Annotated in this window: 8 protein-coding genes; 7 read left to right on the top strand and 1 reads right to left on the bottom strand. The window is 63.6% G+C overall.

The genetic code is table 11. The annotated features are described in order from the left end of the window. Window positions 1–152: 152 nt before the first annotated feature. The 5 genes from ACODR8_RS07905 (at window position 153) to ACODR8_RS07885 (ending at window position 6,565) form a co-directional block, all read left to right on the top strand. Window positions 153–605 (top strand): (2Fe-2S)-binding protein, encoded by a 453-nt coding sequence (locus ACODR8_RS07905; RefSeq protein WP_489006724.1) that lies wholly within the window; start codon window positions 153–155, stop codon window positions 603–605. Then, window positions 602–2,785, top strand: coding sequence for a xanthine dehydrogenase family protein molybdopterin-binding subunit (locus ACODR8_RS07900; protein ID WP_489006723.1), 2,184 nt, complete (start codon window positions 602–604; stop codon window positions 2,783–2,785). The genes ACODR8_RS07905 and ACODR8_RS07900 overlap by 4 nt, the downstream gene beginning before the upstream one ends. Window positions 2,786–3,196: 411 nt before the next feature. Next, the gene (locus tag ACODR8_RS07895) at window positions 3,197–4,000 is read left to right on the top strand and encodes a peptidyl-prolyl cis-trans isomerase (protein WP_489006722.1); all 804 of its coding nucleotides are present in this window, start codon (window positions 3,197–3,199) and stop codon (window positions 3,998–4,000) included. Between the two features lies 1 nt (window position 4,001). Next, entirely contained in the window at window positions 4,002–5,003 is a 1,002-nt protein-coding gene (locus ACODR8_RS07890) for a HupE/UreJ family protein (RefSeq protein ID WP_489006721.1), read from the top strand. Next, window positions 5,000–6,565 (top strand): tetratricopeptide repeat-containing sulfotransferase family protein, encoded by a 1,566-nt coding sequence (locus ACODR8_RS07885; RefSeq protein ID WP_489006720.1) that lies wholly within the window; start codon window positions 5,000–5,002, stop codon window positions 6,563–6,565. The genes ACODR8_RS07890 and ACODR8_RS07885 overlap by 4 nt, the downstream gene beginning before the upstream one ends. 35 nt (window positions 6,566–6,600) lie before the next feature. On the opposite strand, the gene ACODR8_RS07880 is transcribed toward ACODR8_RS07885, so the two are convergent. After that, complete coding sequence (locus ACODR8_RS07880) at window positions 6,601–9,033, bottom strand: TonB-dependent receptor (RefSeq protein ID WP_489006719.1); 2,433 nt, start codon at window positions 9,031–9,033, stop codon at window positions 6,601–6,603. Window positions 9,034–9,393: 360 nt separating this feature from the next. Between ACODR8_RS07880 and ACODR8_RS07875 the strand changes: the two genes are divergently transcribed. Beyond that, window positions 9,394–10,827 carry an agmatinase family protein gene (locus tag ACODR8_RS07875; protein WP_489006718.1) on the top strand — a complete coding sequence of 478 codons (1,434 nt, stop codon included), beginning with the start codon at window positions 9,394–9,396 and terminating at the stop codon, window positions 10,825–10,827. Further along, window positions 10,827–12,212 carry an agmatinase family protein gene (locus ACODR8_RS07870; protein WP_489006717.1) on the top strand — a complete coding sequence of 462 codons (1,386 nt, stop codon included), beginning with the start codon at window positions 10,827–10,829 and terminating at the stop codon, window positions 12,210–12,212. Before ACODR8_RS07875 ends, ACODR8_RS07870 begins: the two co-directional genes overlap by 1 nt. Window positions 12,213–12,334 lie beyond the last annotated feature (122 nt).

Genomic DNA, 12,334 nt, shown 5'->3' with positions numbered 1-12,334 from the left:
TCCTGTGTCGCGCCAAAGGCTAGGGCGCGATTCATGCGCGACCAATGGGGCGATTGACGTAGCTTTGCGCGGGACGCTGTGGCGCTGAACCGACTGGACAGATGCCTGCCGATCAGCCTCTAATGCGCGCGACACAGTCTAAGGTGGGCGAGATGGCAATCAGTCTGACGGTAAATGGAGCCAAGCGGCAGGTGGAGGGCGATCCGGCCAAGCCCTTGTTGTGGGTATTGCGCGAGGATCTCGACCTGGTCGGCACCAAATTCGGCTGCGGCGCGGGCCTGTGTGGCGCCTGCACCGTCCATGTCGACGGGCAGGCGGTACGATCCTGCCAGACCTTGCTGGGCGATGTGAAGGGCGCGGCGATCACCACGATCGAGGGCGCAGCTGCCACCGATGTCGGCAAGCGCATCGCGGCCAGCTGGATCGCGCAGGACGTCCCCCAATGCGGCTATTGCCAGGCCGGGCAGATCATGAGCGCCACCGCTTTGCTCCGCCAGACGCCCAAACCGACCGACGAGGATATTGACGCAGCCATGATGGGCAATCTGTGCCGCTGCTCCACCTATGTCCGCATCCGCGCCGCGATCAAGGCAGCAGTCGCATGAGCGCCGCAACCCTCTCCCGCCGCAGCTTCATCTCCGCCTCGCTGATCGCTGGCGGCGGTTTGCTGTTCGACCTCGCCGTGCCGATGGCGCAGGCGGCGGACGGCACGCCGGTCATCCTCAACGCCTTCATCCGCATCCTGCCCAACAATCGCGTCATCATCGGCGCTAAAAATGCCGAGATTGGCCAGGGCGCCAAGACGATGCTGCCAATGCTGATCGCCGAGGAACTGGACGTCGACTGGGCGCAGGTCAGCATCGAACAGACCCATGCCGACGCCAAGATTTTCGGCGGCCAGAGCGCAGGTGGCAGCCGCACGACCCCGCGCGAATGGCTGCCCACGCGGCAGGCGGGTGCAGCGGCGCGGGCGATGCTGGTCGCCGCCGCAGCGGCGCAATGGGGTGTGGCAGCGGACATGCTGACGACAGCCAGCGGCAAGGTGGCCGATCCCAAATCGGGCAAGTCTATCCCCTACGCTGCGCTCGCCACCGCCGCCGCAAAGCTCACCCCGCCCGATCCTGCGACGCTCACCCTGAAAGACCCGGCGAAATTCCGCATCATCGGCCAGTCGATCGGCGGCGTCGATACCCCCGCCATCGTCGCGGGCAAGCCGTTGTTCGGCATCGATTTCAAGTTGCCGGACATGCTCTATGCGGTGCTGGAAACCTGCCCGGCGTTCGGCGGCACCTTCAAATCGGCCAATCTGGACGCGGTCCGCGCGCTGCCCGGCATTGCCCATGTGCTGACGATCAAGGGCGATGGCACGCCTGAATCGGGCTATGACGGGGTCGCCATCCTCGCCAAAAGTTGGTGGACCGCCAATCAGGCGCGCGAGACGCTGAAAGTCGAATGGGACGACAGCGCGGTCACCGGTTTTTCGACGCAGGGCTATGCCGCGCAGGCCGTAACCCGCGCGAAGGGCAAGGCGGATGGCGACATCGTGCGTACCGGCAATATCGATGCTGCCTTCGCGTCGGCGGGCAAGGTCGTGACCGCCGATTACAGCTATCCCTTCCTCGCCCATGCGACGCTGGAGCCGCAAAATTGCACGGCTTTGTTCAAGGATGGCGCGATCGAGATTTGGGCGCCGACCCAGAACCCGGAAAGCGGGCGCGGATTGGTCGCCAAGGCGCTCAATCTGCCGCCGGAGAAAATCCGCATCAACTTCACGCGCATCGGGGGCGGGTTCGGGCGGCGGCTGATGAATGATTATATGGTGCAGGCGGCGCTTGTCGCCGCGCAGGTGCCGGGCGTGCCGGTAAAACTGCTCTTCACCCGCGCCGACGACATGCGCCGCGATTTTTATCGCCCGGCGGGCTGGCACGGCTTCCGCGCCGCGCTGGACAAAAGTGGCGCGCTGACCGCCTTCCACGATCATTTCATCACCTTCGGCAAGGATGGCAAGCCGGTGCGGTCGGCCGAATTGTCGCCGGGCGAACTGCCCGCGGGCCTTCTGGACAATGTGCTGCTGGAACAGAGTTTCCTGGCGACCAACATGCCCACGGGCTGGCTGCGTGCGCCCGGCTCCAACGCGCTGGCCTTCGTCTATCAGGCGTTCCTGGACGAAATCGCGGCGGCGGCGGGCAAGGATCTGCCCACGCTCATGCTCGAACTCCTGTCCAAAACCGCGCAGGTCAGCCAGGGCGCCAACCGCCCCCCCTTCGTCACCGCGCGCGCCAAGGGCGTGATCGAAAAGGCGCTAGCCATGGGCGACTGGGCGAACCGCAAATCGCTGCCAAAGGGGCAAGGCAAGGGCTTTGCCTTCTATTACAGCCATGCTGGCTATTTCGCCGAGGTGCTGGAGGTGGCGGTCGCCGACGGCGTGCCGAAGGTCAAAAATGTCTGGGTTGCGGGCGATGTCGGCAGCCAGATTATCAACCCGATCAATGCGCTGCATCAGGTGCAAGGATCGGTGATCGAAGGGCTGGGGCAAGCGCTGGCCGGACAGGTGATCACCCAAGTCGGGGGCGCTATCGAGCAGGCTAATTTCGACACCCACCCGCTCCAGCGCATTCCCGACACCCCCACCATCCACGTCGAATTCGTCAAGACCGACTATCCACCCACCGGCCTGGGCGAACCCGCGCTGCCCCCGGTCATTCCCGCCTTGGTCAACGCCATCCACGCTGCGACGGGCAAGCGCATTAGGTCGCTCCCGGTGACGGCGGAGATGCTGGCTTGAACGCCCCTTCGCCCCATGGGGGAGAAGGATACGAAGCCTTGGTGCCGTAGGCACCTAGGCGAAGTTGGAAGAGGGGGATCGACGCTGATGTGGCGCGTGTCTATAAGGTCAGCGCACCCTCTCCCAGCTACGACTAAGGCAGCAAGCTGCCAAGTCTCCGCAGCCCTCTCCCTCAAGGGAGAGGGGTAAGAGGAGCACACCCCATCATCACCCCTTCCAATGCAGGATTTCCTCTGTTCTACCTGATCGGATGGACCAGCCATCCTCCGCCTCGCCCCACCTGTCGTGCCGCCGTCCCACCGCTCCGCCCCCAACCCATGCGTCATTTGACGTAGAGGGACGCATCCAGCGCCTCGTCATAACCGGTATCGACGCCTGCCTGTCGGGCGCATGTGAAAGGGTGTTGCGCTGATGCGCCGACTGGTTGCCATGCTGCGTGGGATCGCCGCCCGCGATCCGTTCATCGTCTTTCTGGCCGTGGCGGGGGCGATTTTCCTGCTCTATTGGGCGGTCACCGCCCGGCGCGAGACGATCGAGGTGCCGCGATCGGTGCAGCAAAGCCTGTCCGACGATTATACGATGATGGCGGGCAAGGCACCCGACGCCACCGCCAAAGCCAAACTTATTCACGATTATGTCGCCGACGAACTGCTATTCCGTGAAGCGATGGATCGGGGCATGCACATGACAGACAAGACCACCAAGCAGCGGCTGATCGACCGGGTACGTTTCCTGATTGCGGGTGCGCCGCCAGAGCCGAGCGAAGACCAGCTGATCGGCTATTATGCGACCCATCGCGACCTCTATCGCGCCGAACCGCGCCTGTCGCTTACCCATGTGTTTTTCGAAAAAGCGCCTGCCAATGCCCCCGCGCTGCTGGCACGGCTGCAATCGGGCGGGACGGTCAAGGGCGATGATTTTTGGATGGGGCATGACCTGCCCGATTATGGCGTGTCGATGCTGCGCGGCATGTTCGGAGCGCCCTTCCTCGACGCGCTCAACAAGGCGCAGGCAGGCACATGGATCGGCCCGCTCCGCTCGACCCGCGGCTGGCATTTCGCGCGGGTGCGGGATCGGGGGGCCGCGGCGATGCTCCCCTATCCGGCGGTGCGCGATCAGGTGAAACAGGATTATCTGGCGGCAGAAACCGGCGCGCTGGTGGACAAGGAGGTCGCCCGACTGGAGGATCGCTATCATATCCGGGTGGAGCCATAATATGCTGGCTCGCGTGCTCTGGATGATCGTTCTGTTGCTGGGCCTCGTCGCCCCGGCACAGGCGGATATATTCCGGGTCGGCGACTATAGCATCCAACCGGGCATCGACCCCGGCAGCTTTGATCTCAGCGCCTCCATCCCCGCCGTGCTGGCCAGTAATGCCCCGCTAGGTCTGCCCGACGGATGCCGGGAAACGGCGCGCGAACGGCTCAATGAGGCGACCGTCACCCGCTATGCCATCACCATCGCCTGCGACCGCGCCATTGCCCCCGATGACGCTATCGTCACCCCCTGGGCAGTCGATGGCGGCACCTTCCTCTCCACCGCCACCGGCACCCGCGTCCAGCAGGCGCTCCAGCCCGACGGCGACAGCCTGTCGTTGCCGATCGGCGCAGTCGCCGCGCGCGAACGGGCGCTGCCGGAGATTGCGGTCGATTATACCTGGGAGGGGATCGTCCACATTCTTGGCGGCTGGGACCATCTGGCTTTCGTCCTGTGCCTCTGCCTGCTGGCGCGCGGGCGCTTCCTGCTTTTGCTCGTCACTACCTTTACCATCGGCCATTCGCTCAGCCTGGCGCTGGCCTTTTTCGATGTCGTCACGGCGCCAGTGCCGCCCGTCGAGGCGGTGATCGCACTCTCCATCGCCTTCATGGCGCGCGAGGCGATCCGTACCCGCGACGATGCGCTGCCCGATCCCGGTAAACAACGCCGCCAGCTGGCGGTGGTGGCGAGTTTCGGTCTGCTTCACGGCCTTGGCTTTGCGACCGTTTTGCGCGAATTGGGCGTCGCGCCGCAGGAGCGGCTGCCGGGACTGCTCTTCTTCAATGGCGGGGTCGAACTGGGGCAGTTATTCTTCGTCGGCTGCGTGCTGGGCGTCATGAAGCTTGCCGCAATTTTCGACCGGCAGCAGATGGTGCGGCAGGCGGCGCTCTATGGCGCCGGAATTGTCGGCTGTTTCTGGATGATCGAGCGGGTGGTGGGCTTCACCATGGGGGCGGCATGAGCCTGGAGGCGCGGGCGCGCGCGGCGCTGGAGCGGGGCGATCTGGCGCAGGCGGCACAGGCGGCGCAGCAACTGGCCATGACGCACCCCGACCAGCCCGCCGGTTTCTTCCTGCTGGGGCTGGCGGCGGCGGAAGCGGGGCAGGTGGCCAAGGCGCTGCCGATGCTGGAGCAGGCGGTGGCGCGCGGGCCGGTGGCGGAACATCTCGCCCAATATGCAAGGCTGCTGATCCTGCTGCGCCGCGATGGCGAAGCGGGGCAGGCGGCGCGGCAGGCACTGACGCTGGGCGGGGGGGATGCGCTGACGTCCGACACAATCGGCTGCGTGCTGGCGCGGCTGGGCGACCATGAGGCATCGGTGCCGCCGTTCGAGGCCGCCGTGGCGGGCGAACCGGATAATCTCGACTATCGCTACAATCTCGCCGCTGCCTGCGGCTTTACCGGGCGCGTGGAGGCGGCGCGGCACCAGTATGAGACGATCCTGTCCGCTGATCCCGGCCATGCCCGCGCCCATTATGCGCTCGCCATCCTGTCGCGCCAGACGAAAACGGCGAACCATATCCCCCGGCTGGAGGCGGCGCTGAACGCCGCGACCCGCCCAGACGATGCGCTGCGCATTCGCTATGCGCTGGCCAAGGAGGCGGAGGATCTGGGCGATGCATCCGCCGCCTTTGCCCATCTAAGCCAGGCCAATGCCGCGCATAAACGCGCCATCGGCTATGATTTTGCGCAGGACGCCGCGATTTTCGATGCGATCGAGCGGTTTTTCGGCGACGGCCCGCCACGCGGGTGGGGCGAGGGTCTCGAGGAGGACGCGCCACTCTTCGTCGTCGGCATGCCGCGCACCGGCACGACATTGGTGGACCGGATATTGTCCTCCCATCCAGACGTCGGGTCGGCGGGCGAATTGCAGGCGATGCCGCTGGCGGTGAAGCAACTGGCTGGTACAAGGTCGCGGCTGGTAATCGACCCGGAAACGATCGCGGCCAGCGCGGCGGCTGATCCGGCGGCGATCGGCCAGGCCTATATGGCCCGCGCCAGCCATCATCGCCCACCGGGCAAGCCCCGCTTCATCGACAAGCTGCCCGCCAATTTCCTCTATATCGGCCATATATTGCACGCCCTGCCACAGGCGCGGATCGTCTGCCTGCGCCGCCACCCGATGGACACGTTGTGGAGCAATTATAAAAATCTCTTCGCCAGCCAGTCAGCTTATTATGCCTATAGCTACGATCCTATGGACATTGCCCGTTACTATGCGCGCTTTGACCGGTTGATGGCGCTGTGGGAGCGGCTGTTTCCCGGCCGGGTGTTGCAACTGTCCTATGAAGCGCTGGTCGCCGATCAGGAAGGGCAGACGCGGCGCCTACTCGCTCATTGCGGTCTGGCATGGGATGCCGCCTGCCTGTCCTTCCACGAAAATAGCGCCGCTGTCGCAACCCCTAGCGCCGCGCAGGTCCGCAGGCCGATCAACGCCGATGCCGTGGCCCGCTGGAAAGCGCATGAGGCGACGCTGGCCCCGGTGCGCGACTGGCTGGGAAGCCAAGGGATAGAGGTGGAATAGGGGGCGACCTGCCGTCGGAAGACCGCCCCTGTTACTTAGAATTTCACGCGGCCTTCCACGCCGACGACGCGGGGTTTGGCGACGGTGCGGCCATAATAGCGGGAGATCACCCCGCCATTGACAAAGCCGAAGCGGCTGAGGTCATTACTGACGCCGGTGACGGCATATTTGTTGAAGATATTGTTGGCGAACAGGGACAGTTCAAACTGCTCGGTCCTGTAGGTAGCCGACGCCCGGTGCATGATATAGCTCGGCAGCTTCTCGCCAAAGCCGCGCGCGCCCACGCGGGTCAGGATGCTGCCGGTATAGGTCGCGGTCCAGTTGAAGATGGTCTCATTGTCGCCCATCGGCAGAGTGTAAGTCGCCGATACCGCACCCGAATTCTTGGACGAACCGGGAAGGCGATCGCCAGCAAACACATCGACTTCGCTGAACTTGGGCCGGAACCGCGGATCAAGGCTGTTACGGATCTGGAGCAACTCCGGCACATCCTCTGTCAGCTTGGCATCGAGATAGGAATAATTGCCACGCAGCGAGAAGCGGTCGGTGACCTTCGCCGTATAGGAGAAATCAAAGCCACGGTTGCGCGCCTTGCCACCATTGGTGGTGATGCCGATGCCGCCATTGAGGGTCGACCCGCCCAACTGAATGCCATCCCAATTGACCTGAAATACCGACAGGGTGGCGTTGACGCGATTGTCGAACAACCCGGCACGGACGCCCAGTTCGATATTCTCGGTCTTGTCGGGACCAAAGAACAATTCGTTCGGCAGGGCGCAGATATTCTGCACATCGGGATCGAGCGGCAGGACGCAGGGCGCAGCACCAGTATTGGCACCACCGATGCGATAGCCGGTGCTGTACGTCAGATAGGCCATGAGGTTCGGGGCGAAGGTATAGGATGTGTTTGCCTTCCACACGAAACCGTCCGCCTTGGCCGCGCCTGAGCTGGAGGGAATGTCGAGATCGTCGGTCACCGCGCCATCATAATAGGGCAGGGTCGAACCGCCAAAACGGCTGAGGTCATATTTATAATAGCGCACGCCGCCGGTGACCTGCCATTGCGGGGTGATCTTGAACGACGCTTCGCCAAAAACAGCCTTCTCCTTGGTCGTGCTGCGACCGAAGGAGGCATATTCATTGTCGTCCGCATTGGGGATGACGCCAAAGTCGATGCCGGTCGGCGATGCGGCAAAGCCGGGAATATATTCGCGGTAGGAAGTTGCAGTCTTGAGCTTGTTGTAGAATGCCCCGATTACCCAGCTGAACGGACCGCCATGGGTCGAAACCAGGCGTAATTCCTGATTGAATTGCTTGTTTTCAACGCGCGAACGGGTGAAGCCGGTAAAGGCGGGGAAGGCTTCATAGCCATAGTCCAGATCCAGCAGCAGGTCGGTGACGTCGACCGAACTGACATTCTTGGTCTTGGTATAGGCGGTCGCCGACACCAGCTGGGCGATGTCACCCAGTTGGGCTTCCACTTCCAGGCTGAGCAAGTGCGATTTGCGATTGGACGGCTCCATCACGCGCCATGGGCCTTCATATTTGCCTTCGCCCAGTACGCCGCCGCCATTGGCCTGACGACCGCCGGTCTTGGTCTGCTGGAAGGCGTAGGTCAGATAGGCGTTGAGATTTTCAACGGTCAGGCCAAGCTGGTTGCGGGTCGTAATCGTCTTTTCATAATTGACGTCGTTCTTGGGATCGAAATTGGCGGTCTGGTCAGCCTCCGAACCCAGCGGATTGGATGCTGGTCCCGGCTGGGGCAGGGACGTGCCGATCGTCTTCACCGCGAACGGATAGTCGATGAAGCCCGGATCATAATAATAACCGGTCGCGGATCGGAAGGCGAGATAGTCCTTGATGATCGGCAAGTTGATCGCGCCTTCAGCGATGTAACCAAGGCCGCTGCCTTCCTTCACGTCATACAGTCGCCCATGGACATAGCCGCCGAAGCGGGACGCATCGGGGCGTTCGGGAATATAGCGGATGGCACCGGCCAGCGTGCCGAGGCCATATAGCGTGCCTTGCGGGCCGAGCAGCACTTCGACGCGCTCAAGGTCGATCATCTTGAAATCAAGATAGAGCGGTATTTCGCCCAAATAGGTGCCGATCGCGTTATTGCTGTTGTCGGCGAAGTTGCTGGTGTCGTCGGCGCTCAGGCCGCGCATGACGATCGTACCCGCGCCACGCGGCCCGGTGTCGGTGACGGTGATGCCCGGCGTGAAAGCGCCCAGGTCGCGCACATCGTTCAGACGCTGTTCGTTGAGCTGTTCGGTGCCGATTGCCGATATGTTCATCGGCGTTTCCATCAGCGTGGTGCTGCGGCGGGTGCCGGTGACGACGATGACGTCGCTGTCGGCTTCGGCGGCGGCAGGTGTGTCCTGCGCCAGCGCGGGTGCGGCAAGGGCCGCACTGGTCATCATCGTGGCGGACAGCAGTCCCAGCCTCAGCGTCTTGCGATATGACATGCTATTCCCCTTTTGTATCCAATAGCTCCCTGACATCAGCCCCTCCCGGTGTGCGTCTGGCTGCCCCTTTTGCGGGGGCCATCACGCTGTGGGCGACCGCGCTGCCGCCTCGTGCTTTTCTGCAATGGTGGGAAGGCTATGGACTGCGCAGGCAGTCAGACATGGGGCATTTGACGTAGCCTGTTCGTCTGTCAGACTTGCGCGCCATCCTACGTCAAATGCCCCATGGGGGGCGACGCACGGGTCGCTTACCTCTTGGGAAAAGGGCCAGGTGCGCCCTTTTCCTGCCCACAGCCTTTGCCTGCGCCGCGCGGGCCGGAGACGATGATGCCTTCTTTGACCGCCGTTACAGGATGGAGCATGGCCGGGATCGCGGCGATTGGGGCCGTGCTGGCAGGCGACCTGCCCAACGCGGCCACGCCCGCGCCGCAAATGCCGGCCGAAGATGATATGGGCAAGCCCAAGCCGCTGGAATTGCCCAAGGATGTCGAGGCGAAGCTGGTCGGCATCGACAAGGCGAAAATCGACTTTCTCAAGAGCGGCGTCACTGGTCGCTATGTCGAAAAGGACGCGCTGTTCGATCGTATCCGCACCAGCAAGCCCGAAGAGATCAGCGCCTATATCGACGCGATGCAGGCGCTGCACGCGCAGGTGGAGTTCAAGGCCGGGCGCGATGTCGCGGCGATCCCGCTCGACACATCATCGCGCTGGTTCAACGCCTGGAAGGCGAAGCGCCCCGCGACGATGGACCCACGGCGTGAGGCCGGTCCGATGGAACTGACCCGCTATATTGGTGGCTTTGGCGGGGGCTTTGCAACCTTTGCGGGTGCGCCGCTGGCGATGACGCCGGAGGATCTGAAAGCGGGCAAGGTCGATGTCGCCATCGTCGGCGCGCCGCTCGATATGGGGTCAGGGTGGCGCAACGCGATCGACGGGCCGCGCGCGATGCGGATGACCGGCGGGGCGGGCGGCAATGACATGTATTCGATGATCAATCCCAATGCCGCGCTCAAAGTCGTCGATTATGGCGACATTGCCATCGACCAGAATTCGACCGAACGCAGCGTCGATCATGTCCGCGCGATGGTAGCGGAAATCGCCCGCACCGGCGCGATCCCGATCGTCATCGGCGGCGACCATAGCCTGGAATATCCCAATGTCGCCGCCGCCGCCGATGTCCATGGCAAGGGCAATGTCGGTGTCATCCATTTCGACAGCCATTATGACATTGGCCGGGGGCGTGTGCATCTGCTCGACCATGGCCAGCCGGTCTATCGCGTCATCAATGAAGGCCATGTCCGGGGCAGCGACTATATCCAGGTGGGCCTGCGCGCGCGTGGACCCGATCTCGAAACCTTTGGCTGGATGCGCAACAAGGGCATGAAATATCACACGATGGTCGAGGTGGAAAAATGGGGCTGGGACAAGGTGATGGCCCGTGCGCTGAAAGAAGCGCGCACCAGCACCAAGAAGCTCTGGATCAGCTTCGACGTCGATGTGCTGGACCCCGCCTTCATGCCCGGCACCGGCACCCCGGTTCCCGGCGGCCTGACCATGCGGGAGGCGCAGCCGATCATGCGCAACCTGTGCGCGGAAAATGACATTGCGGGCATCGATATCGTCGAAGTCGCGCCCTATCTCGACACCAGTTACAAGACCGCGCTCAACAGCAATTTCCTGCTGAATGCCTGTTTGGCGGGCATCGCCATGCGCAAGAAGGGGCTGAAACCCGGTTATCTCAACCCGGTGTCGGTCGATCATGGGCTGGACGCTTATTATGGGAAGAAGAACTGATGGCGCGCGCCGCTTTGCTGGCGCGTGGCGCCGCTCTTGCCCTGACCCTCGCAACCTTGTCCGTCCCCGCCATGGCGCAGGGCAGCGATCCGCTGGTCAGCCTGTCGCCGGAGAAGAAGGCCTTTCTGTCCGATCCGGCGGTGCTGGCGCGTTTTGGCCTGACGGATGAGAAGTTGCAGGTGGCGCTGGCCGGGCGCTCGGTGGCCGATGTCGACGCCTATGCCAGCGCGTTGATGGCAGTGGTGGAGGACAGCAAATATATGGCCGGGCGCGATCCGTCGGAGATTGCGCTCAACCCGCAGGCGCGCGGCTGGAACGCCAGCACCACGTTGCGTCCCAAGCTGTTCGACAAGCGCAAGCGCGACGACGGCCCGTTCAGCCTGAAACGCTATCTGTTCCAACGCGGCGCGGTGCCGACCTTCGCCGACGCGCCGGTCGCGCTGCGCAAGGAGGATCTGGTCGCGGGCAAGGTGGAGGTCGCCTTTGTAGGCGTGCCGCTCGATTTCTCGTCGGGCTGGCGCGACTCCAAGCACGCGCCGATGGCGTTGCGCGGGATGGACGGGCTGGTCGGCGCGGATGCCGATGGCGGGGTCGATCCGGGCCTGCTGCTGTCGATCGCCGACTATGGCGATCTGGCGATCGACCCGATGGCGCCCGAACGCGGGCTGCCCCATGTCCGTATGATGATCGCCGAGATGGCGAGCGTCGGCGTGGTGCCGTTCATCGTCGGGGGCGATCATGCGGTGATGTTTGCCGATGTCGCGGCGATGGTCGATACTTATGGCGCTGGCAAGGTCGCGCTGGTTCAGTTCGATGCCCATGCCGGGGCGGAGCTGAACGGCGATCATCTGATCTCCGACACGCAGACTCTGACCCGGCTGATGCAGCAAGATCTGCTGCGCGGCAGTGACGTGACGCTGGTAGGCCTGCACGGGCGCGACGCTGATCCGGCGACGCAGAAGCGGCTGACCGACAGCGGCGCGCGCATTCTATCCACCGCCGCGATACAGGAACGCGGCTGGCAGGCGGTGACCAAGGAGATATTGGCGGGCCTGAAACAGGGGCCGGAGAATGTCTTTATCTCGTTCGACATGAGCGTCCTTGATCCGGGCGATGCGCCAGCATCGGGCCGCCCGGTTCCTGGTGGCATCACCATGCGGGAGGCGATCCCGATGGTGCGTCAACTCTGCGCGCAGACCAAGGTGGTCGGCTTCGACCTGCTCGATGCCGCACCGATCCTGGACCCGACCTATGTCAGCCGGATGAGCGCCAACTATATATTGCACGCCTGCCTGAGCGGCATTGCGCTGCGCAAGAAGGGGGCTGCGACCCCCATTTCGGCCGAGCAAAGCGGGGCTGGCAAGTCAACCCGCAAAAAATCTTGAAGTCTGTCCAGTTTCCTATGGCGGATTGTCGCGGGGCCATACGTCATTTGGGCAATGGCGCGCGGTGCGCGCCTGCCTAGGCTTGGGTTTCGCGCACCCGACGGTGCTTGAGGGGGAAACAG

Source organism: Sphingobium sp. FG58, from assembly GCF_057809055.1.
This window is presented reverse-complemented; position numbering and strand designations above follow the sequence as displayed.

What these genes read in the sequence shown, in the direction of transcription:
- ACODR8_RS07905 (WP_489006724.1), top strand. Translation starts at nt 153, where the DNA reads ATGGCAATCAGTCTGACGGTAAATGGAGCCAAGCGGCAGGTGGAGGGC.
- ACODR8_RS07900 (WP_489006723.1), top strand. Translation starts at nt 602, where the DNA reads ATGAGCGCCGCAACCCTCTCCCGCCGCAGCTTCATCTCCGCCTCGCTG.
- ACODR8_RS07895 (WP_489006722.1), top strand. Translation starts at nt 3,197, where the DNA reads ATGCGCCGACTGGTTGCCATGCTGCGTGGGATCGCCGCCCGCGATCCG.
- ACODR8_RS07890 (WP_489006721.1), top strand. Translation starts at nt 4,002, where the DNA reads ATGCTGGCTCGCGTGCTCTGGATGATCGTTCTGTTGCTGGGCCTCGTC.
- ACODR8_RS07885 (WP_489006720.1), top strand. Translation starts at nt 5,000, where the DNA reads ATGAGCCTGGAGGCGCGGGCGCGCGCGGCGCTGGAGCGGGGCGATCTG.
- ACODR8_RS07880 (WP_489006719.1), bottom strand. Translation starts at nt 9,033, where the DNA reads ATGTCATATCGCAAGACGCTGAGGCTGGGACTGCTGTCCGCCACGATG.
- ACODR8_RS07875 (WP_489006718.1), top strand. Translation starts at nt 9,394, where the DNA reads ATGGCCGGGATCGCGGCGATTGGGGCCGTGCTGGCAGGCGACCTGCCC.
- ACODR8_RS07870 (WP_489006717.1), top strand. Translation starts at nt 10,827, where the DNA reads ATGGCGCGCGCCGCTTTGCTGGCGCGTGGCGCCGCTCTTGCCCTGACC.